Raw genomic sequence first — 20253 nt, 5'->3', positions numbered from 1 at the left:
TCCGTAGAGAACCGCAGTTGAGGTGGTGGATACGCACATGGCCCCCTGGAGGCAAGCTGGCGGGCAGTACGTGACGGACGTTAGGAGGGCCCTCAGTGACTCACCAAACCGTTGGACACGCACCGGAGGTTGATCAGGACGGTCCGCTGGCGGACTGTCCGGAGAGCGCCCTTGTTCCGCCGGGGCGCGAACCGCGATGCCCTGTTGACATCACCCTCGCCGCGCTGGCCGGCCGGTGGACGCCGCTGGTGGTCCGCGAGTTCCTACGCCGCGGTCAGGCCACCTACTCCGAACTGTCCGCCGCCCTGCCCGCTCTCTCGGACAAGGTCCTCTCGGACCGGCTGGCCCAGTTGACCAGTGCGGGCGTCATCGAGCGTCACCGCACCCCGGGCTGGCCTCCCCGCGTCCGCTACCTTCTGACCAGCCAGGGCCGGGCGCTGGAACCGGTGGTGCGCAGCATGTGGGAGTGGGGCACGGCGCGACGGGACGCCCTTGGCTGGTCGCCGGACCCGTCGGACACGGCCTGAACTCGCCGGCTCGCCGGTTCTTGCCCGCTGTGGCCAGGCGCCCTTCCACGATCCGGCCCATGGATCCTGAGCTGCTGGAACGGATCACCGCGCGGCGCGCGGAACTGGACGAACTCGAAGAACAACCGACCAAGCAGCCTCCGCAGAAACTCGTTGGCGGAACCACGGCGGCCGCTGCTACGTTTCCGGCGGCCGTGCAAGAGAGCGAGGAGGTGGTACCCGTGAACGTATCGACAAGGGTGCTCCCCTCCGGGGTCGCGGTCGGGCGATAGGTCGTCCGGGAGCGCCGTTCCATGGCACTCCCGAAAGGCACGACCATGCAGTTCACTTCTGAACATCGTCTCGACGACGCTGTCCTCGAGCGTGAATTCACCCTCGGCGAGATCCCCGGCATCCTTTGGACGCCCGCATCCGTGTCCGCGCCGGCGCCGCTGATCCTGCTCAGCCCCCCTCCCCTCGGGCTGCGCAAGGCGTACCCCCGCCTGCTGGCCCGGGCCCGGCACTCCGCGGCGGACGGCTTCGCCACCGCCACCATCGAGCTCCCCGGAAGCGGTGACCGGCCCCGTTGTCCCGCCGCCGAGCAGGCCCTCGCCGACCTGCGCCGGGCGATGCAGGCCGGCGAGCCGGTCACCGACGAGATCATCGACGCCCTCATCCTCCCCCTGGTCGAAGAGGCGGTCCCTGAATGGCAGGTCGCCCTGGACGCCCTCCTGTCCTTGCCCGAGATCGGCGGCCCGGTCGGGTACTCGGGGGGAGTGATCTCCATCGGAACCCGGCTGGCGGTGGTCGAGCCACGCATCTCGGCCGCCGTTCTGTTCGCCGGGAGCTTCGTCCCTCGCGCCATGTTCGAGGAGGCCCGCCAGGTCACCATTCCGCTGCACGTCCTGCTGCAGTGGGACGACGAAGGAAACGACCGGCAGGCGGCCCTGGACCTGTTCGACGCGTTCGGCTCCAAGGAGAAGACACTGCACGCCAACATGGGCGGGCACACCGGCGTCCCGCAGTTCGCGGGGGACGCCGCGGCCCAGTTCTTCAGCCGGCACCTGAAGTGACGCCGGGCCGTCAGGCCACCAGCAGACGGTAGCCGTGTCGGCCAGGATGCCGCTGCCCTGCTCTGACGGGTCGCCGAGGCGTGCGTGTGTCGACGCGTCGCCGGGCTACCACGGCATCGCCACGCCCCCGTTCGGGCGCAGAATCTGGCCGGTCGTGAAGGATGCCGCGTCCGAGGCCAGGTGCAGGACGGTGTGGGCGACGTCCTCCGGTTCGCCGACCCGGCCCAGCGGGGCCATCCGGGCCATGAGCGCCTCGGTGCGCGCCTGAGCCTCGCCCGCGTGGCGGTCGGTCATGGGGGTGCGGATCCAGCCCGGGGCGACCGCGTTGACGCGGATGCCGTGCCGGCCGACCTCGGTCGCCAGCGTCTTCGTCAGCTGGACCACCGCCGCCTTGGCCACGCCATAGCAGAGCAGGCCGGGGCCGCCGGTGTCGACGGCGCCGGATGCCATGGTGACGATGCTGCCCCGGGTGCCCCGGGCGATCATCAGCCGGGCCGCCTCCTGGCAGGCGTACAGGACTCCCTTGAAGTTGACGTTCAGCACTCGGTCCAGGTCCTCGTCCCGGGTCTCCAGGACGGGGCTGCTGTGCATGATGCCGGCGATCGCGGCCATCACGTCCAGGTGCTCGCAGGAGCCGATGGCCTGGCGGAGCTGTTCCCGGTCGGTGACGTCGAGGCGGTGGGTGTGTGCCGTGCCTCCCTGGGCCTTGATCAGGGTCGCCGTCTCGTGCAGGCCCTGTGTGTCGACGTCGGCGCAGTGCACGGTGGCGCCCGCCTCCGCGAGCAGGACCGCTGAGGCGCGGCCGATGCCGCCGGCGGCGCCGGTGACGAACGCGGTGCGGCCGGTGAGGTCGTACGCCGGGAGAGGCATACAAGGACCGTACGAAGGTTTCTGACGCTCCGTCAATTGGTGGTGCGGGGCCGGTGGTGCAGGGCGCCGCCCGGTGCTCGGGGAGTGCCCGGTGCCGGGGCGGGGCCCTGCTGGCAGGCCGGGCACCAGTAGGTGGGGCGTTCGCGGGAGCCGTCGCCCTGGTCGCCCGCGCGGACGGAGGTGCGGCAGCGCAGGCAGGGGCGGGGTGCGCGGCCGTACACGAACAGGTCCTGGCCCCGGCGGCCCGTCGTGGTGCGGATCGGGCGGTCGCGGTTGGTCTCCAGGAGCTTCTTGGCGAGCGCGGGCAGCTTCGCGGCGCGTTCCGCGGGCAGCTCGCCGACGGGGAGCCAGGGGGTGACACCCAGCAGGAAGCAGAGCTCGCTCTTGTAGACATTGCCTATGCCGGCGAGGTTGCGCTGGTCGAGCAGGGCCTCACCGAGGGGGCGGGCGGGGTCCGAGAGGAGGTTGGCGAGGGCCCGGTCGGGGTCCCAGTCCGGGCCCAGCAGGTCGGGGCCGAGGTGGCCGACGGCGCGGTGTTCGTCCGTGGTGCGGAGGAGTTCGAGGACGGGGAGGCGGTAGCCGACGGCCGTGTGCTCGCTGTTGCCGAGGATCGCGCGGATCTGGTGGGCGGGGCCCCCGGTCCAGCGCCGGCCGTGCGCGTACACCTTCCAGGTGCCGTCCATCCGTAGATGCGAGTGCAGGGTCAGGCCGCCCTCGATACGGGTGAGGAGGTGCTTGCCCCGCGGGGTGACCTCCAGGACGGTACGGCCGGTGAGGTCCGCCGTGGCGTACTTGGGCACCCGGAGATCGCTGCGGGTCAGCACCTTGCCCGCGAGGGCGCCGTGCAGCCGCCTCGCGGTCTGCCAGACAGTGTCTCCTTCGGGCATGGGTCAAGGGTGGCACGGGGTGGGACCGAGTGTGTTCGGGCTCCTGTGCGGTTTCACGCTCGCAGCCGCAGCCCGCGTGGGGTCGCGACGAAACCCGCGCCCTCCAGGAGGGCGCCGATCGGCGAGGTCAGAGCCGCGGCGCCGTTCACTCGCTCCACCGTGACCGTACCGAGGGAACCTGCGCGAGCGGCCGTGGCGAGAGCCTCCGCTGCGGCCTGCAGCCGGGGGTCGTCGGCGGGCTCGCGATCGGGGTCGGAGGGCCACGCCAGCAGTGTCTTGCCGCCACGCTCCATGTAGAGCGCCAGCTCACCGTCGACGAGCACCACCAGGGAGCCCGCCTTGCGGCCCGGCTTGTGCCCTGCGCCGGTCGGGGGCTCGGGCCAGGCGAGCGCGGCACCGTAGGCGTTGGCGGGGTCGGCCGCGGCCAGGACCACGGCCCGGGTGGCGGGGGAGGGGCGGGAACGGCGGCCGGGGAAGCCTGGGTCGTACGCGCCGTAGGAGGTGCCGGGCTCATCTGGGCCGTATGAGCCGTAAGAGCCATATGAGCCGTACGAGCTGCCGGGGCCGCCTCGTGGGCCGCCGCTGCCCGGTGAGTCGAAGTCGTGGGGTGAGATGTAGTCGCCCGGGGAGGTGGGGAGGTCCGGCGGTGCGGAGTCCGGATCGGAGCCGGACCAGTCGAGGTCGTCTGATGCGCCGAAGGTGTCGGTGGACCCGAACGAAGCCGGGGCTCGCGAGTCGCCCGGTGGGAAGCCGTTCGAGCCGCGGTGCTGGGGGGTGTCGACGACGGTGCCGTAGTCGGGGCCGGGCAGGCCGTCGCCGCGTTCGCGGGCGTTGGACACAGCGCGCAGGCGGTCCACTGCGCCGTCCATGGCGAACTGGGCGGCGCCGAGGCCCTCGACCACGTAGCCACGCCGGGCCTGTCCGCTTTCCTCGAAGGCGGACAGAACGCGGTACGTCGCCGAGAAGCCGCCCTCGACACCCTCGGCGGAGACGGCGCCCCGGGTCACCACGCCGTGCCGGTCGAGGAGGGTGCGGGCCAGGGCGTGGGCGCGCACCGTGGGGTCGGGCTCGTGGGCCGGGAGCAGGGACCAGCGGCCTGCGACGGTCGGCGGGCCCGAGCGGGAGGCGGTGCGGGCCGCGGTCGTCAGGGAGCCGTAACGCCCGCGCGGGATGGAGCGCTTGGCGCGGTGGGCCGTGGAGCCCGCGGTGCGTCCAGAGCCCAGCAGGGAGCGCAGGGGGGCGAGCGTGTCGTTGGTGAGCCGTCCGGACCATGCCAGGTCCCAGAGGGCGTCGGCCAGTTGGGGATCGGTGGCGTCAGGGTGGGTGGTGGCGCGGACCTGGTCGGCGATCTGACGAAAGAACAGGCCGTAGCCGCCGGAGAGGGTGTCGAGGACGGACTGGTGGAGGGCGGTCGGCTCCAGGGGGTGCGGGGGCGGCAGAAGCAGGGGTGCCGCGTCGGCCAGGTACAGGGAGACCCAGCCGTCCTTGCCGGGCAGGGAGCCTGCTCCGGCCCACACCACTTCTCCGGCGGACGTGAGCTCGTCGAGCATCGCGGGGGTGTAGTTCGCCACCCGGGACGGCAGGACCAGCTTCTCAAGGGCGGAGGCGGGCACGGACGCGCCCTGCAACTGCTCGATGGCGCGCACCAGTCCGTCTATGCCGCGCAGGGCGTGGCCCTTGCCGATGTGCTGCCACTGCGGGAGGAACTGGGCGAGCGCGGCCGGCGGCACCGGCTCCAGTTCGTGCCGCAGGGCGGCGAGGGAGCGGCGGCGGAGTCGGCGCAGGACCGCCGCATCGCACCACTCCTGGCCGATTCCGGCGGGGTGGAACTCTCCCTGGACGACCCTGCCTGCTGCCGCGAGCCGCTGGAGTGCGCCGTCGGTGACCGCCACTCCCAGACCGAACCGGGCCGCTGCCGTGGTCGACGTGAACGGGCCGTGGGTGCGGGCATAGCGCGCGAGGAGGTCGCCCAGTGGGTCCTTCACCGGCTCCGTGAAGGCCTCCGGGACGCCGACCGGCAGCGCCGTGCCGAGCGCGTCGCGCAGGCGGCCCGCGTCCTCGACCGCAGCCCAGTGGTCGGCACCGGCGATACGGACCCGGATCGCGCGGCGGGCGCCGGCCAGCTCCTGGGCCCACTGCGGCTCGGCGCCCCGCTCGGCCAGTTCCGCGTCCGTGAGCGGGCCGAGCAGCCGTAGCAGGTCGGCGACGCCTTCCGCGTCCTTCACGCGGCGGTCCTCGGTGAGCCACTGGAGTTCCTGCTCCAGCTCGGCCAGCACCTCGGCGTCGAGCAGCTCGCGCAGCTCCGCCTGGCCGAGCAGCTCGGCCAGCAGCCGGGAGTCCAGCGACAGGGCGGCGGCGCGGCGCTCGGCGAGCGGCGAGTCTCCCTCGTACAGGAACTGGGCGACGTACCCGAAGAGGAGGGAGCGCGCGAAGGGGGACGGCTCGGGGGTGGTGACCTCGACCAGGCGCACCTTGCGGGATTCCAGGTCGCCCATCAGCTCGACGAGGCCGGGGACGTCGAAGACGTCCTGGAGGCACTCCCGGACCGCCTCCAGGACGATCGGGAACGAGCCGAACTCGCCGGCCACCTGGAGCAGCTGGGACGCACGCTGGCGCTGCTGCCACAGCGGGGTGCGCTTGCCGGGGTTGCGGCGCGGCAGCAGTAGCGCGCGGGCGGCGCACTCGCGGAAGCGGGACGCGAACAGGGCGGAGCCGCCGACCTGGTCGGTGACGATCTGGTCGACCTCGCCCTTGTCGAAGACGACATCCGCCGCGCCGACGGGGGCCTGGTCCGCGTCGTACTCGGTGCCGGCCTTCGCCGGTTCCTGGTCGAGCAGGTCCAGGCCCATCAGGTCGGCGTCCGGCAGGCGCAGCACGATGCCGTCGTCGGCGTGCATGACCTGGGCGTCCATGCCGTACCGCTCGGACAGGCGGGCGCCGAGGGCGAGGGCCCAGGGGGCGTGGACCTGGGCGCCGAAGGGGGAGTGGACCACGACGCGCCAGTCGCCGAGCTCGTCGCGGAAGCGCTCCACGACGATCGTGCGGTCGTCGGGGACGTGGCCGCAGGCCTCGCGCTGCTCGTCCAGGTAGGACAGGACGTTGTCCGCGGCCCAGGCGTCGAGGCCGGCCGCGAGCAGGCGCAGGCGGGCGTCGTCCTTGGGCAGGGAGCCGACCTCACGCAGGAACGCGCCCACCGCGCGGCCCAGTTCCAGGGGACGGCCGAGCTGGTCGCCCTTCCAGAAGGGGAGGCGGCCCGGGACACCAGGGGCCGGGGAGACCAGGACCCGGTCGCGCGTGATGTCCTCGATGCGCCAGGAGCTGGTGCCGAGCGTGAAGACGTCCCCCACGCGCGACTCGTACACCATCTCCTCGTCGAGTTCGCCGACCCGGCCGCCGCCCTTCTTGGGGTCGGCGCCGGCGAGGAAGACGCCGAAGAGACCACGGTCGGGGATCGTGCCCCCGGAGGTGACGGCGAGGCGCTGGGCTCCTGGGCGGCCGGTGATCGTCCCGGCGACGCGGTCCCAGACCACGCGGGGGCGCAGCTCCGCGAAGGCGTCGGACGGGTAGCGGCCGGCGAGCATGTCGAGGACTGTGGTGAAGGCCGATTCGGGGAGGGATGCGAAGGGGGCCGCTCGGCGGACCATGGCCAGCAGGTCGTCGAACTGCCATGTGTCCATGGCCGTCATGGCGACGAGTTGCTGGGCCAGGACGTCCAGGGGGTTGGCGGGGACCTTCAGGGACTCGATGGCGCCGGTGCGCATGCGTTCGGTGACGACCGCTGCCTGGACGAGGTCGCCGCGGTACTTCGGGAAGACGACGCCCATGGAGACCGCGCCCACCTGGTGGCCCGCGCGGCCGACGCGTTGCAGGCCCGACGCGACGGAGGGCGGGGACTCGACCTGGACCACGAGGTCCACCGCGCCCATGTCGATGCCGAGTTCGAGGCTGGAGGTGGCGACGACGGCGGGCAGGCGGCCTGCCTTGAGGTCCTCCTCGACAAGGGCGCGCTGTTCTTTCGAGACCGAGCCGTGGTGCGCGCGGGCGATGACGGCCGGGGCGCCCTGAGCCGCGCCGGAGCCGCCCATCAGTTCGGCTGGGGCGTGGTGCTCGTCCAGGGTTTCGCCGGTGGCCCGTTCGTACGCGATCTCGTTGAGCCGGTTGCACAGGCGCTCCGCGAGGCGGCGGGAGTTGGCGAACACGATCGTGGAGCGGTGGGACTGGACCAGGTCGGCGATCCGCTCCTCGACGTGCGGCCAGATCGAGGGGCGTTCCGCGCCCTCGGAGCCGTCGGAGACCGGGGAGCCGCCCAGCTCGCCGAGATCCTCCACCGGGACGACGACCGAGAGGTCGAACTCCTTGTCCGACTTCGGCTGGACGATCTCCACCTTGCGGCGGGGGGAGAGAAAGCGGGCGACCTCGTCGACCGGGCGGACCGTCGCCGAGAGACCGATGCGGCGGGCCGGCTTCGGCAGGAGTTCGTCCAGGCGCTCCAGGGAGAGGGCGAGGTGGGCGCCGCGCTTGGTGCCCGCCACGGCGTGCACCTCGTCGAGGATCACCGTTTCGATGCCGGTCAGCGCGTCGCGGGTGGCCGACGTCAGCATCAGGAACAGGGACTCAGGGGTGGTGATCAGGATGTCCGGCGGGCGGGTGGACAGGGCGCGGCGCTCGGCGGCCGGGGTGTCGCCGGAACGGATGCCGACCTTGACCTCGGGCTCGGGGAGGCCCAGGCGGACGGATTCATGGCGGATGCCGGTCAGAGGGCTGCGGAGGTTGCGCTCGACGTCTACGGCCAGGGCCTTGAGGGGGGAGACGTACAGAACGCGGCAGCGCTTCTTGGGGTCGGCGGGTGGGGGTGTCGAGGCCAGCTGGTCGAGGGCGGCGAGGAAGGCGGCCAGGGTCTTGCCGGAGCCGGTGGGGGCGACCACCAGTACGTCCGAGCCCTCCGCGATGGCCTGCCACGCGCCCGCCTGGGCGGCGGTGGGCGCGGAGAAGGCGCCCGTGAACCAGCCGCGGGTCGCGGGGGAGAAGCCGTTGAGGGCTCGGTGCGTGTTGCTGACCATGCATCCATCGTGCACCCCGGCACTGACAATGGGGCTGAGCTGCGGGGATGTGGAGGCGTGCGGGTGTGTGGGGGTGTGGTCCATGTCTGCGGAGGCCTGTGCCGGTGCGTGGGGGTGCGGAGTGGCTGCGGCGGCCTGTGCCGGTGCGTGGGGGTGCGGAGTGGCTGCGGCGGCCTGTGCGGGTTCGGAGGCGCGCAACGCGGTTGCTTTCTGCTGGTGCGGTGGCTGGTGTGGACGCCGGCCGCTGCGGGCGGGCACCCCCCGACACGGCCCCCTCTCCCGTGGGTGACCGCGGGTGCGTGGGGGTGCGCCGAGCCCCGTGTTCCGTCGTCGCCGAGAATGGGGGCTATGGCGGGGTCAGGCGAGCGGGCGCGGCACTGGCAGTACGGCGAGTTGCCGGGGGTCGATCTGCTGCGGGCCCGGTACGTGCGGAAGAGGTTCGTGCGGCATACGCACGAGAACTTCGTGATCGCCGCCATCGCCGACGGCGTGGAGGTCTTTCATCATCGGGGGGCCGATCAGTACGCGGGGGCCGGGGCGCTCGCGCTGGTCAATCCTGATACGCCGCATACCGGGCGGGCCGGTGTTCCCGAGGGGTGGCGGTACGGGGCCGTCTATCCGTCGCCCGAGGTGGTGGCCCAGATCGCGGCCGAGACGACCTCGTTGCGGGGGACGCCGGGATTCGTCCGGCCCGTGCTCGATGATCCGTACGCCGCCGGTCTGGTGCATCAGGTACTGCGGGCCACGGACGAGGGGAACGCGCTGGCCGCCGACACCTTGCTGCGGGTTGCCGTGACCCGGTTGCTCCGGCTGAACGGCGGACCGCTGCCGCAGCGAGAGGTGCGGACGGCGGGGGCGCGGGTCGCGGCACGCGCGCGTGCCGTGCTGGAGGAGCGGATGGCCGAGCCGCCGACCCTGGAGAAGCTGGCCGGTGATCTCGGGACCAGTCCGTTCGCGCTGCTGCGGGCGTTCCGGGCCGTCTACGGGATGCCTCCCCATGCCTGGTTGACGGATGCCCGGGTGCGGCGGGCGCGGCGGCTGCTGGACGCCGGGACGACGCCGGCGGAGGCTGCCGTGGCTGTGGGATTCACCGACCAGCCGCATCTGAACCGGCATTTCACACGGATCGTCGGGGTGCCTCCGGGGGCGTATCAGCGTGAGCGCAAGAACGTACAAGACGCTCGGCCGGGGCTGCTTCTACCGTCCGAGGCGTGACAGAACAGACAGCTCTTGCAGATATGTCCGCTGGTGAAGGAGGAAGGCCGGACCGTGTCGTCGTGCGGGACGCCCTCGGGGTCGGTGTCGCCGTAGGACTGTCCGGGTTCGCGTTCGGGGTGACCTCGGCGGGTGGCGGGCTCACCCTGATGCAGACGTGCGCGCTGAGTCTCCTGGTGTTCACGGGGGCGTCGCAGTTCGCGCTCGTGGGGGCGCTCGCGGCAGGCGGCAATCCGTTCACGGCTGCCGCGGGGGCCTTCTTCCTGGGGGTGCGGAACGCCTTCTACGGGCTGCGCCTGTCGCAGGTGCTGGCCCTGCCGCGCGTGGTGCGGCCGTTCGCCGCTCAGTGGGTGATCGACGAGACGGCCGCTGTCGCGCTCGCGCAGCCGACGCGGCGCAGTGCGCGGATCGGGTTCGTCGTCACGGGGCTCAGTCTGTACGTGCTGTGGAACCTCACCACGCTGCTCGGCGCGCTGGGAGCGGGGGCCATCGGGGACACGGGAGCGTGGGGGCTGGACGCGGCGGGCCCCGCGGTCTTTCTGGCGCTGCTCGCGCCGATGCTGAAGACCACCACCGAGCGGGCCGTCGCCGCCCTCGCCGTTGTCCTGGGGCTGGGCCTGCTGCCCGTCCTGCCCGCCGGGGTGCCGGTTCTGGTGGCGGCGCTCGCCGCACCGGTCGTGCTGTGGGCGCAGGGCCGTCGCGAGGCCGATGTGCGGGAGGGAGAGCGGTGAGTGTCTGGCTTGCGATCGGTGTGACCGCCCTCGGCTGCTACGCCGTCAAGCTGGCCGGGCTCCTCGTGCCCTCGGGAGCCCTGGAGAGGCCTCTGGTGAAGCGGTTGGCCGCCTTGTTGCCCGTCGCCCTCCTTGCCGCGCTCACGGCCCAGCAGACCTTCGCCGACGGGCACGCGCTCGTGCTGGACGCGCGGGCCGCGGGGCTCGCCGCGGCCGGCGTGGCGCTGGTGCTGCGCGCCCCGTTCCTGCTCGTGGTCGCGGCGGCCGTGGTGGTGACCGCGGGGGTGCGGGCCCTGGGTGGGTGATGATCCTGGTCAGTCGAGGGAGCGGCCGTATGCCCTGAGAGTGCGCAGCGCGTCGATCGTCACCAGGGGGCGTGCCTCCAGGGCGGGGGCCGGTGCCCACCGGCGCTGGGGGTACCACTCACGCGTCGAGCAGTGGGGGAGAACGGGCCAGCCGCCGTCCTGCTGCTGTTCGGCGGCGAGGAAGTCCAGGGAGCGTGTCATCTCCTCGTCCGTGAACCACGCGCGCGCGAGGGAGCGCGGTGTCCTCGCGTAGTCGTGGGGGAAGTGATGCTCGCCGGGGGCGTAGCCGGGGGAGACCGGGTATGCCTCCAGCCGGTCCGGGTCCAGGGCCGCGAGGCGGTGCTCCCGCACCAGGCGGCCCAGACGGTCGGCGACCGCCTCCGCGCGCGGGCGGTCGGGGGCGGAGTCCAGGAAGGCCACGGCGGCCTCGATCTCGTACGGGTGGGACTTCTCCAGGGACTCGACCGCCTGCCAGCAGAAGTCCGTGGCCCGGAACAGCCACGCGTGCCACACCTCGTTGCGGTGCAGCAGGCCCACCACCGGGCCGGTCGCGAGGAGGTCGCTGGGCGGGTCGTCCAGGATCCGGACGAAGGGGGCGGCCGGGAAGCCGCGCCGGCTGGGATGGATCGCCGGCAGGGCTCCGTCCGCCGTGGAGACGGAGGTCAGATAGCGGCACATGCGTTCCACGCGCTGTCCGCCGCAGCGGCCGATGGAGTCCAGGACCCGCAGGGCGTGCGCGGTGTGCAGCGGCTGGCTGACCGGGCCGCGCAGACCGGGTTCCAGCGCGTGGCCGTACCCTCCGTCCTCGTTGCGGTAGGCGTCCAGCGCCGTCTCCACCGCGTCTGCGCCGCCGCTGCGGAAGTGGTGCGCGAAGAGGCGCTGTTCCAGTACGCGCGCGGTGAGCCAGACGAAGTGCTCGGCGCGTGCGAGCGGGGTGTGCGCCGGGGGCGTCGAGGGGAGTGAGGGAGCTCCTGTTTCGGGCATGCGTCAGACCGTAGGGCGGAAAGCGGTCTCGGCAAGCGCTCCCGGCTCAGGCCCACCCCCAGGGGCGGGATACTGGGGTCATGCGGTTGACGGTCTTCTGGCAGCGGATGGCGGAGCACTTCGGTCCGGGCTACTCCGACACCTTCGCGCGCGATCACGTGATGTCGGAACTCGGGGAACGCACGGTGCACGAAGCCCTGGATGCCGGCTGGGAGGCCAAGGACGTGTGGCGCGTGGTGTGCACGGTGATGAATGTGCCGCAGGAAAAGCGCTGACAGGTCACGAGATCCCAGGCCGGCGGCCGGTTGTCGGCGGCGTGGGTGAGACTGGGTCCGTGGCACCCACTGACGAGACCGGGCAGGCAGCCCAGAACCCCTCCCCGTTCGACACGACGCCGCCCACCCGGCCCCCGGCCGGGGGCGCCGCCGTGCCGGGCGCACGCATGCCGCGCTGGCTGCCGCGCGCCATGGTGCTCGCGTTCACGCTCTATGGCGTGTTCCAGCTGGGAAGCTGGGCCTTCCACCAGCTGATCGGCCTGTTGATCAACATCCTCATCGCGTTCTTCCTGGCCCTCGCCGTCGAACCCGCGGTGAGCTGGATGGCCGCGCGCGGCATGCGCAGAGGGTTCGCCACCGGCATCGTCTTCCTCGCCGTGCTGATCGTGTCCGCGGGCTTCGTCACGCTGCTCAGCTCCATGCTCGCGGGCCAGATCATCAAGATGGTCGAGGGATTCCCGGACTATCTCGACTCCGTCATCAACTGGATCAACACCCACTTCCACACCGAGCTGAAACGTGTCGACGTCCAGGAGGGCCTGCTCCGCTCCGACTGGCTGCGCAACTACGTGCAGAACAGCGCCACCGGCGTCCTCGACGTGTCCGCCCAGGTCCTCGGCGGCCTTTTCCAGTTGCTGACGATCGCGCTGTTCTCGTTCTACTTCGCCGCCGACGGTCCCCGACTGCGCCGTGCGATCTGCTCCGTCCTGCCGCCCGCCCGGCAGGCCGAGGTGCTGCGCGCGTGGGAGATCGCCGTGAACAAGACCGGCGGCTATCTGTACTCGCGCGGTCTGATGGCGCTGATCTCGGGCATAGCGCACTACATATTGCTGCAGTTCCTGGGAGTGCCCTACGCGCCCGTGCTCGCCGTGTGGGTGGGCCTGGTGTCGCAGTTCATCCCCACCATCGGCACCTATCTCGCGGGTGCCCTGCCCATGCTGATCGCGTTCACGGTCGCCCCCTGGTACGCGCTGTGGGTGCTGATCTTCGTCGTGATCTACCAGCAGTTCGAGAACTACATGCTGCAGCCCAAACTGACCTCGAAGACCGTCGACATCCACCCCGCGGTCGCCTTCGGCTCGGTCATCGCGGGAACCGCCCTCCTCGGCGCGGTCGGCGCACTGGTCGCCATTCCTGCGGTCGCCACGCTGCAGGCGTTCCTGGGGGCGTACGTCAAGCGGTACGACGTCACGGACGACCCCCGCGTCCACGGGCACCGGGGGCGGGGAGCGGGGCCCGGCCTGCTCTCGCGTGCACGGAGGCTGTGGGTCCGGCGGCCGGGTGGGGCACCGGCCGACGTGGGGGAACCCGGGGAGGGCCCCTCCTGAGGGGCGTCAAGGCGGCGCAGGGTGTGAAGGTGCCGTGTGGTGCGCTTGACACGAAAATCGAACATCCATTCTTATGGAGGCGCCGGTGCGGCTCAACAGCGGGCGCTTCGAGATGGTTTGACCGGAGAAGTGCCCGAGTTATCCACAGGCCGGACGTGCGTCGGGGCGCATTGTCAGTGGCAGGCGTTAGCGTCTTTGACGTGAAGCGATCGACTCAAGCAAACCGGGTGGAACCCATGGCAGGAACCGACCGCGAGAAGGCGCTCGACGCCGCGCTCGCACAGATTGAACGGCAATTCGGCAAGGGCGCGGTCATGCGCATGGGCGAGCGGTCGAAGGAGCCCATCGAGGTCATCCCGACCGGGTCGACCGCTCTCGACGTGGCCCTCGGCGTGGGCGGTCTGCCCCGCGGCCGAGTCGTGGAGATCTACGGCCCGGAGTCCTCCGGCAAGACGACCCTGACCCTGCACGCGGTGGCCAACGCGCAGAAGGCCGGCGGCCAGGTCGCCTTCGTGGACGCGGAGCACGCCCTCGACCCCGAGTACGCGAAAAAACTGGGCGTCGACATCGACAACCTGATCCTGTCCCAGCCGGACAACGGCGAGCAGGCCCTGGAGATCGTGGACATGCTGGTCCGCTCCGGCGCCCTCGACCTCATCGTCATCGACTCCGTCGCCGCGCTCGTCCCGCGCGCGGAGATCGAGGGCGAGATGGGCGACAGCCATGTGGGTCTGCAGGCCCGTCTGATGAGCCAGGCCCTGCGGAAGATCACCAGCGCGCTCAACCAGTCCAAGACCACCGCGATCTTCATCAACCAGCTCCGCGAGAAGATCGGCGTGATGTTCGGCTCCCCGGAGACCACGACCGGTGGCCGGGCGCTGAAGTTCTACGCCTCGGTGCGCATCGACATCCGACGCATCGAGACCCTGAAGGACGGTACGGAGGCGGTCGGCAACCGCACCCGCTGCAAGGTCGTCAAGAACAAGGTCGCGCCGCCCTTCAAGCAGGCCGAGTTCGACATCCTCTACGGCCAGGGCATCAGCCGCGAGGGCGGCCTGATCGACATGGGCGTGGAGCACGGCTTCGTCCGCAAGGCCGGCGCCTGGTACACGTACGAGGGCGACCAGCTCGGCCAGGGCAAGGAGAACGCGCGCAACTTCCTGAAGGACAACCCCGACCTGGCCAACGAGATCGAGAAGAAGATCAAGGAGAAGCTGGGCGTCGGCGTCCGGCCCGAGGAGCCGACCGCCGAGCCGGGCGTGGACGCCGCCGGCTCCGCCGCCCCGACCGGCGCCGCACCGGCGGTGCCCGCTCCTGCGGCCAAGGCCACCAAGTCCAAGGCCGCGGCAGCCAAGAGCTGACCCGTGACACGACGAACCGACTGGGCCGAGTACGCCTACCTGGACGCCGCTCGGCATGAGTGGGACCAGGCAGACGACGGGGGCTCTGCCGAGACGGGGGGCGACGGCTACCACGGGGGATCCGCCGGGACGGGCGACGGCGCGTACGGGGGAAACGCGTCCCAGGGCGTGGGCCGGGCACACGGCCGCGCGGCACCGGACGGCACGGAAGGGCCGTACGGGTCGCACGGTGACGAGCCGGGCGGCGGAGAGTTGCCGGACGGTGTCGGGTGGCCGGACAGTGGGGCCGCGCGCGGCACCGGTTCACCCGGCGGCTCGCGTCGGGGCGGCAGTACAGGGCCCCGTGGTGCGGGCGGCTCGCGTGGGCGGCGCCGGCGCGGCCGTGGTGAGCCGTCCGGTGAGGACGGGGGTGCCTTCTCCTCGTCGAGGGCCGAGAAGGGGGAGCCTCCAGGGGACCCGGTCGAGCAGGCACGGGCGATCTGCCTGCGCCTGCTCACCGGGACCCCGCGGACGCGGAAGCAGCTCGCGGACGCTCTGCGCAAACGGGAGATCCCGGACGACGCGGCCGAGCAGGTGCTGTCGCGGTTCGAGGAGGTCGGCCTGATCGACGACAGTGCCTTCGCGGACGCCTGGGTGGAGTCCCGGCACCACGGCCGTGGACTGGCCCGGCGTGCGCTCGTCCAGGAACTGCGGACCAAGGGTGTCGACTCGACGCTGATCGACGCGGCCGTCTCCCAGCTCGACTCCGAGCAGGAAGAGGCGACCGCGCGCGAACTTGTCGCCCGCAAGCTGAGGGCGACGCGCGGTCTCGACCGCGACAAACGACTGCGCCGCCTCGCCGGCATGCTCGCCCGCAAGGGCTACCCCGAGGGCATGGCCCTGCGAGTCGTCCGACAGGCGCTGGAGGAGGAGGGCGAGGACACGGAGTTCCTCGGGGACGAAGGGTTCTGAGACCGGGGGCTGTGCAGCAAGACCAGCAGCCTTCGGGCTTCCCGCCGAGCCCTCCGGGTCACCGTGCCCCGCCTACGAGGTCACCGGCAAGCCAGCCGCCCGCCACGCCTGGAACCCGCCGACCAGGTCGGTCGCGCGGCGTAGGCCCAGCTGGTGCAGGGAATGAGCCGCGAGGCTGGAGGCGTAGCCCTCGTTGCAGATCACGACGATGCGCAGGTCGTGGTCCGTGGCCTCGGGGACGCGGTGGCTGCTCAGGGGGTCCAGCCGCCACTCCAGTTCGTTGCGCTCGATCACCAGGGCGCCGGGGATCAGCCCGTCCTGATCCCGCAGCGCGGCGTACCGGATGTCCACGAGCAGTGCCTCGCCGGCTTCTGCGGCCTCGTACGCCTCCCGCGGTTCGACCCGGGTGTAGCCCGCGCGCACCCGCTCCAGCAGTTCGTCGATCCCGACGGGCCGCTCATCCACGCCGCCCCCTGCCGACTGCCGTTCCCTCGCCCCGCTCACTGCCAGTCCTCCGGGCGCTCGACCTGCTCCAGGCGCAGCACCTGGCCGGTGCGGCTGTAGCGGCGGATCTGCGGCAGGGGCGGGTAGTAGGCGTGGACGGAGATCGCATGCCGGTCGGGGGACTCGTTGAGCACCTCGTGGACGTGGTGCCGGCCGAAGGCGCGGCCCTGCCCGGCGGACAGCCGGCGCTCCCGGTCCACGCCGTCGGTGAGTTCCAGGGTCTTCCAGCCGTCGGTGGGCAGCCGCGCGGCGAGCGAGTTCTCCTTGAGCTCACCCTGCGCGGTCACAAAGGCGCCGACCGAGTCGGCGTGGTCGTGCCAGCCGGTGCCCGTGCCGGGCGGCCAGCCGATCAGCCAGGCCTCGCTGCCGCCGGGCCCCTCCAGCCGCACCCAGGTGCGGCCCTCCGGGTCGAGCGGGAGCGAGGCGACCAACTCGGCGTCGGCGGCGGTACGCCGTACGAAGTCGAGCAGATCGGCCTGAGTGGGCCCGGACACGGCGGTGGATACGGCGGTGGATACGGCGGAGGACATGCCGGGGGAGCCGGCTTGGGGTACAGCGCGGGAGACAGACAAGGGACACCGTCCTGAAGAGCGTTCGCGGAGGGGCGCGCAGCAGCGCTCGAAGCGGCGCGCGCCAAAGAGAAGAGATGCGAATTCAGCAGGACGGGCGACACACGCAGCCCGCATAGCGGAGGAGGTCCATATGGACCCTCCGCCACAGGCGCACGTAGCTGTCGGTCACGATCCGGAGTACACCATGCCGGAGCGGGCCGGTCAACTCACGGTCACCATGCGGACGCACAGTGACAGCGAGGGCGGCCGGGTCAGCGGGCCCCCGTGCCCGCCTCGGCCGCCGCCTTCGCCGGGCCGCCCAGAGCCGCCTCCGCCGCCGCGTAGAGGTCGGCCGGGCGCACCCCGCCCAGTGCCGTGACCAGGTGGCCGTCGGGCCGGATCAGCAGCACCGTGTGGGCGGCCGCTCCCGGGTAGCTCTCGGCGACGAGCAGCTCGGCGTGGCGCGGCAGCGCGGTCACCGCCGCCGCCAGCCGGGGCATGATGCCGGCGCTCACCCAGTGCTTGCGCTCCCACACACCCGTGCCCGGAGCGACCAGCACCACCAGCAGCGCACCGCGACCCAGCCGGTCCCGCAGCCGTACGAAGGAGCCGTCCTCCGCCGTGACCCGCACATCGGTGACCGGCGCGCCGGGCGGCGTGTCGACGGGGACCTCTCCTTCGAGGCGTGGAGGCGCGAGCGGCGAGTCGGCGTACGTCCCCGGCGCACCCAGCGGCCCGCGCCCCAGGTGACCGTCGGTCAGCAGCGCGTCGCTGCCACGGGCGGAGCCGGGGACGTAGGACCGCAGGCCCCCGCCGCCGCGCAGCAGCGGCAGCACCTGGTCGGCGGCGCGCAGCCGGGCGGCGACGGCCGTGCGCCGCTCCGTCTGGTAGCTGTCGAGCAGCGCCTCGTGCGGCCCGTGATGCCAGGCCAGCGCCAGCTTCCACGCGAGGTTGTCGGCGTCCCTGAGCCCCTCGTCGAGCCCCTGTGTGCCCAGCGTGCCCAGCAGGTGGGCCGCGTCGCCGGCGAGGAAGACGCGGCCGGCGCGCCAGCGTCGGGCGAGGCGGTGGTGGATGGTGTGGACGCCGGTGTCCAGGAGCTCGTACGGCGGTGTCGTCCCGCCGCTCCAGCCGGTGAGGGTCTCCCGGACCCGGGTCACCAGCATCTCGGGCGTGACCAGGTCCTTGCCCGGCGGCAGCAGCCAGTCCACCCGCCACACACCGTCCGGGAGAGGACGGGCGGTGATCTCACCGGCGGACGGGCCGGACATGCGCCACGGCGGCGTCCGGTGGAGCAATGCCTGGTCAGGCCACGGAAGCTCGGTGCGCAGCGCGGCGACGGCGTGCCGCTCCACCGCCGTACGGCCGGGGAAGCGGATGTCCTGGAGCTTGCGCACGGTGGAGCGCGGACCGTCGCAGCCGACCAGGAAACTGCCCCGCCACCACGTGCCCTTGGGACCACGCGTGTGGGCCGTGACGCCCGAGGTCTCCTGCTCGATGGTGTCCAGGCGGCTGTTCACGGCGACTTTCACCAGGGGTTCGCGGGCGAGGGCCGCGCGCAGTGCTCCGGTCAGCACATGCTGGGCGATGTGCAGCGGGGCGGGCTCGGAGTCGTCGAACGTGATCTCGCGCATCACCTGCCTGCGCCGCATCGACCGCCATCCGGCCCAGTGGAATCCGGCGTCCGCGAGCGGCACGCCCGTCAGCCGCTCCATGAGGGCGGTGGTGTCCTCCTGCAGGACGACCGTCCGCGCGGGACGTGGCTCGTCCTTGCCCGGCCCCTCGTCGAGGAGGACACAGGGCACCTCCTGGCGCGCCAGCGCCAGGGCGAGCGTGAGCCCGACGGGCCCCGCACCGACGATGATCACCGGGTCCACGGCGCGGCGCCCCCTGCCCGCAGTGTTGTCCTGAGTGACGTAGGTGAACACGAAGTTGGAGCAGGGTGCACGATCACAGAACGTATGCAACCCATTGCCGGTGCTTGCGTCAAGTGACCAGGGGCAGTGGCGATCATGCCACTGCCCCCGAGTGTGTCACGTGGGTTGACCGCCGCGTCAGAGGGCGCGGCCCCCGCCGGCACCAGTCGCGCCGGTCGCCAGGTCGTCCACACCCACGACCGCACCCGTCGTCTTCTTGCCCCGCCGCAGCCGGCCCTCGAGCCAGCTCGCGAACGACGTGAGGGCGAAGTTGAGCACGATGAAGACGACCGCCACGACCGTGAAGCTGGCGATGACGTTCGCGCCGTAGTAGCCGCTCATCGTGTTTGCCGAGGCGAGCAGCTCGGGGAAGGTGAGGACCGCGCCACCGAGGGCGGTGTCCTTCACGATGACGACCAGCTGGCTGACGATGGCCGGCAGCATCGCGGTGACCGCCTGCGGCAGCAGGATGAGCCGCATCTCCTGGTTCTTGCGCAGGCCGATCGCCATGGCCGCCTCGGACTGGCCCTTGGGCAGGGCCAGGATGCCCGCGCGGACGATCTCGGCGAGAACCGAGGCGTTGTACAGCACCAGACCCGTGACGACCGCGTACAGCGGACGGTCGTCCGAGGGCACATCGGTGTACTGGGCGAACAGGGCGAGCCCGAAGATCATCAGGATCAGCACGGGAATGGCGCGGAAGAACTCCACCACGATCGCGGCCGGCACCCGGATCCAGGCGTGCTCCGACAGCCGGGCGATACCGAAGACGGCGCCGAGCGGCAGCGCGATGACCACGGAGAGCACCGCGGCCTTCAGCGTGTTCTGCAGGCCCGGCCAGATGTACGTCGACCAGGCTTCGGTGCCGCTGAAGAAGGGTTCCCACAGTGGCCACTCGAGCTGGCCCTTTTCGTCAAGGGTGCTGAACACCCACCACAGCAGCGCCGCCATGGCGGCCAGGAACACGACCGTCATCAGAACATTGCGCCGCTTGGCGCGGGGGCCCTGGGCGTCGTAGAGAACGGAACTCATCGCTTCACCGCCACCTTCTTGCCCACCCAGCCGAGGATCAGACCGGTCGGCAGCGTCAGGCACACGAAACCGAAGGCGAAGATCGCGGAGATCAGGAGCAGCTGCGCCTCGTTCTCGATCATCTCCTTCATCAACACGGCCGCCTCGGCGACACCGATCGCGGCGGCCACCGTGGTGTTCTTCGTCAACGCGATCAGCACGTTCGTCAGCGGACCGACAGCCGAGCGGAAGGCCTGCGGCAGCACCACCAGCCGCAGCACCTGAGAGAAGCTGAGGCCGATCGCACGGGCCGCCTCCGCCTGCCCGACCGGCACCGTGTTGATGCCGGACCGCAGCGCCTCGCACACGAAGGCCGAGGTGTAGACGACCAGGCCGAGCACCGCCAGCCGGAAGTTGATCGTCTCGGTGTCGTCCGCACCCATGTTGACGCCGAGGGTCTGGTACAGGCCCAGAGAGGTGAACAGGATGATCACGGTGAGCGGGATGTTCCGCACGATGTTCACGTAGGCGGTCCCGAAACCGCGCATCAACGGCACCGGGCCGACGCGCATGGCGGCCAGCAGGGTGCCCCAGATCAGAGAGCCGACGGCCGAGAGCAGGGCGAGCTGCACCGTCGTCCAGAAGGCTCCCCACAGGTCGTAACCTTCAAGAAAGTCGAACACGATTTCCCGCGCTTCCGCGTGTAGGGGTGCCCGTGTGCGCCGCCC

The 20253-nt window shown here is 71.9% G+C and carries 19 protein-coding genes and 1 pseudogene; 10 read left to right on the top strand and 10 right to left on the bottom strand.

Annotated features, from left to right (window positions below; translation table 11 throughout):
• The first annotated feature begins 95 nt into the window (after nucleotides 1–95).
• From NW895_RS21485 to NW895_RS21475, 3 genes are read left to right on the top strand one after another with little or no spacing between them, the layout of a single operon-like run.
• A complete protein-coding gene (locus NW895_RS21485) occupies nucleotides 96–527 on the top strand; it encodes a helix-turn-helix domain-containing protein (protein WP_289937377.1) in 432 nt (143 codons plus the stop codon).
• Nucleotides 528–586: 59 nt separating this feature from the next.
• On the top strand, nucleotides 587–799 hold the full coding sequence (locus tag NW895_RS21480; RefSeq protein ID WP_289937376.1) for a hypothetical protein: 213 nt from the start codon (nucleotides 587–589) through the stop codon (nucleotides 797–799).
• A gap of 45 nt (nucleotides 800–844) precedes the next feature.
• Nucleotides 845–1579, top strand: a complete 735-nt coding sequence (locus tag NW895_RS21475) for an alpha/beta hydrolase (protein WP_289937375.1) — start codon at nucleotides 845–847, stop codon at nucleotides 1577–1579.
• A gap of 105 nt (nucleotides 1580–1684) precedes the next feature.
• On the opposite strand, the gene NW895_RS21470 is transcribed toward NW895_RS21475, so the two are convergent.
• The 3 genes from NW895_RS21470 to NW895_RS21460 are packed head-to-tail and all read right to left on the bottom strand — an operon-like array spanning nucleotide 1685 to nucleotide 8396.
• Complete coding sequence (locus NW895_RS21470; protein WP_289937374.1) at nucleotides 1685–2449, bottom strand: SDR family NAD(P)-dependent oxidoreductase; 765 nt, start codon at nucleotides 2447–2449, stop codon at nucleotides 1685–1687.
• A 32-nt stretch (nucleotides 2450–2481) separates the two neighbouring features.
• Nucleotides 2482–3336, bottom strand: coding sequence for a DNA-formamidopyrimidine glycosylase family protein (locus NW895_RS21465; RefSeq protein WP_289937373.1), 855 nt, complete (start codon nucleotides 3334–3336; stop codon nucleotides 2482–2484).
• Between the two features lie 53 nt (nucleotides 3337–3389).
• Nucleotides 3390–8396, bottom strand: coding sequence for an ATP-dependent helicase (locus tag NW895_RS21460; RefSeq protein ID WP_289937372.1), 5007 nt, complete (start codon nucleotides 8394–8396; stop codon nucleotides 3390–3392).
• A gap of 348 nt (nucleotides 8397–8744) precedes the next feature.
• Here NW895_RS21460 and NW895_RS21455 point away from each other — a divergent pair.
• The 3 genes and pseudogenes from NW895_RS21455 to NW895_RS21445 all read left to right on the top strand — a co-directional run bounded on the left by NW895_RS21455 (nucleotide 8745) and on the right by NW895_RS21445 (nucleotide 10647).
• Nucleotides 8745–9707 (top strand): annotated as a pseudogene (locus NW895_RS21455) (AraC family transcriptional regulator).
• A complete protein-coding gene (locus NW895_RS21450) occupies nucleotides 9635–10342 on the top strand; it encodes an AzlC family ABC transporter permease (protein WP_354670100.1) in 708 nt (235 codons plus the stop codon). Before NW895_RS21455 ends, NW895_RS21450 begins: the two are co-directional and overlap by 73 nt.
• The gene (locus NW895_RS21445; protein WP_289937369.1) at nucleotides 10339–10647 is read left to right on the top strand and encodes an AzlD domain-containing protein; all 309 of its coding nucleotides are present in this window, start codon (nucleotides 10339–10341) and stop codon (nucleotides 10645–10647) included. Before NW895_RS21450 ends, NW895_RS21445 begins: the two co-directional genes overlap by 4 nt.
• A gap of 9 nt (nucleotides 10648–10656) precedes the next feature.
• Here NW895_RS21445 and NW895_RS21440 read toward each other — a convergent pair whose 3' ends face one another.
• A complete protein-coding gene (locus tag NW895_RS21440) occupies nucleotides 10657–11631 on the bottom strand; it encodes a hypothetical protein (RefSeq protein WP_289937368.1) in 975 nt (324 codons plus the stop codon).
• A gap of 80 nt (nucleotides 11632–11711) precedes the next feature.
• On the opposite strand from NW895_RS21440, the gene NW895_RS21435 reads away from it, so the two are divergent.
• The 4 genes from NW895_RS21435 to recX all read left to right on the top strand — a co-directional run bounded on the left by NW895_RS21435 (nucleotide 11712) and on the right by recX (nucleotide 15546).
• Nucleotides 11712–11906 (top strand): DUF3046 domain-containing protein, encoded by a 195-nt coding sequence (locus tag NW895_RS21435; protein WP_289937367.1) that lies wholly within the window; start codon nucleotides 11712–11714, stop codon nucleotides 11904–11906.
• A gap of 59 nt (nucleotides 11907–11965) precedes the next feature.
• Nucleotides 11966–13234: an AI-2E family transporter gene (locus tag NW895_RS21430; RefSeq protein WP_289937366.1), complete on the top strand. Its 1269-nt coding sequence runs from the start codon at nucleotides 11966–11968 to the stop codon at nucleotides 13232–13234.
• Nucleotides 13235–13470: 236 nt separating this feature from the next.
• The gene (gene recA, locus NW895_RS21425) at nucleotides 13471–14595 is read left to right on the top strand and encodes a recombinase RecA (protein ID WP_354670099.1); all 1125 of its coding nucleotides are present in this window, start codon (nucleotides 13471–13473) and stop codon (nucleotides 14593–14595) included.
• 3 nt (nucleotides 14596–14598) lie between these two features.
• Entirely contained in the window at nucleotides 14599–15546 is a 948-nt protein-coding gene (recX, locus tag NW895_RS21420; protein ID WP_289937365.1) for a recombination regulator RecX, read from the top strand.
• 72 nt (nucleotides 15547–15618) lie between these two features.
• Here recX and NW895_RS21415 read toward each other — a convergent pair whose 3' ends face one another.
• The 6 genes from NW895_RS21415 to NW895_RS21395 all read right to left on the bottom strand — a co-directional run bounded on the left by NW895_RS21415 (nucleotide 15619) and on the right by NW895_RS21395 (nucleotide 20208).
• Complete coding sequence (locus NW895_RS21415) at nucleotides 15619–16050, bottom strand: rhodanese-like domain-containing protein (protein WP_289937364.1); 432 nt, start codon at nucleotides 16048–16050, stop codon at nucleotides 15619–15621.
• On the bottom strand, nucleotides 16047–16580 hold the full coding sequence (locus NW895_RS21410; protein WP_289937363.1) for a cysteine dioxygenase: 534 nt from the start codon (nucleotides 16578–16580) through the stop codon (nucleotides 16047–16049). The genes NW895_RS21415 and NW895_RS21410 overlap by 4 nt, the downstream gene beginning before the upstream one ends.
• A 124-nt stretch (nucleotides 16581–16704) precedes the next feature.
• Complete coding sequence (locus NW895_RS41230) at nucleotides 16705–16776, bottom strand: putative leader peptide (RefSeq protein ID WP_310851512.1); 72 nt, start codon at nucleotides 16774–16776, stop codon at nucleotides 16705–16707.
• A gap of 97 nt (nucleotides 16777–16873) precedes the next feature.
• Nucleotides 16874–18475 carry an FAD-dependent monooxygenase gene (locus NW895_RS21405; protein ID WP_289937403.1) on the bottom strand — a complete coding sequence of 534 codons (1602 nt, stop codon included), beginning with the start codon at nucleotides 18473–18475 and terminating at the stop codon, nucleotides 16874–16876.
• Between the two features lie 177 nt (nucleotides 18476–18652).
• On the bottom strand, nucleotides 18653–19546 hold the full coding sequence (locus tag NW895_RS21400; RefSeq protein WP_289937362.1) for an amino acid ABC transporter permease: 894 nt from the start codon (nucleotides 19544–19546) through the stop codon (nucleotides 18653–18655).
• A complete protein-coding gene (locus tag NW895_RS21395; RefSeq protein WP_289937361.1) occupies nucleotides 19543–20208 on the bottom strand; it encodes an amino acid ABC transporter permease in 666 nt (221 codons plus the stop codon). The genes NW895_RS21400 and NW895_RS21395 overlap by 4 nt, the downstream gene beginning before the upstream one ends.
• Nucleotides 20209–20253 lie beyond the last annotated feature (45 nt).

The organism is Streptomyces sp. S.PNR 29 (genome assembly GCF_030386795.1).
In the GTDB taxonomy this organism is placed as follows: Bacteria; Actinomycetota; Actinomycetes; order Streptomycetales; family Streptomycetaceae; genus Streptomyces.
The sequence above is the reverse complement of the archived record's forward strand: the minus strand, read 5'-3'. Positions and strand labels throughout refer to the sequence as shown.

Coding starts and splice junctions, on each gene's coding strand:
- NW895_RS21480 (WP_289937376.1), top strand. CDS start 587: ATGGATCCTGAGCTGCTGGAACGGATCACCGCGCGGCGCGCGGAACTG.
- NW895_RS21475 (WP_289937375.1), top strand. CDS start 845: ATGCAGTTCACTTCTGAACATCGTCTCGACGACGCTGTCCTCGAGCGT.
- NW895_RS21470 (WP_289937374.1), bottom strand. CDS start 2,449: ATGCCTCTCCCGGCGTACGACCTCACCGGCCGCACCGCGTTCGTCACC.
- NW895_RS21465 (WP_289937373.1), bottom strand. CDS start 3,336: ATGCCCGAAGGAGACACTGTCTGGCAGACCGCGAGGCGGCTGCACGGC.
- NW895_RS21460 (WP_289937372.1), bottom strand. CDS start 8,396: ATGGTCAGCAACACGCACCGAGCCCTCAACGGCTTCTCCCCCGCGACC.
- NW895_RS21450 (WP_354670100.1), top strand. CDS start 9,635: ATGTCCGCTGGTGAAGGAGGAAGGCCGGACCGTGTCGTCGTGCGGGAC.
- NW895_RS21440 (WP_289937368.1), bottom strand. CDS start 11,631: ATGCCCGAAACAGGAGCTCCCTCACTCCCCTCGACGCCCCCGGCGCAC.
- NW895_RS21435 (WP_289937367.1), top strand. CDS start 11,712: ATGCGGTTGACGGTCTTCTGGCAGCGGATGGCGGAGCACTTCGGTCCG.
- recA (WP_354670099.1), top strand. CDS start 13,471: ATGGCAGGAACCGACCGCGAGAAGGCGCTCGACGCCGCGCTCGCACAG.
- NW895_RS21410 (WP_289937363.1), bottom strand. CDS start 16,580: ATGTCCTCCGCCGTATCCACCGCCGTATCCACCGCCGTGTCCGGGCCC.
- NW895_RS21400 (WP_289937362.1), bottom strand. CDS start 19,546: ATGAGTTCCGTTCTCTACGACGCCCAGGGCCCCCGCGCCAAGCGGCGC.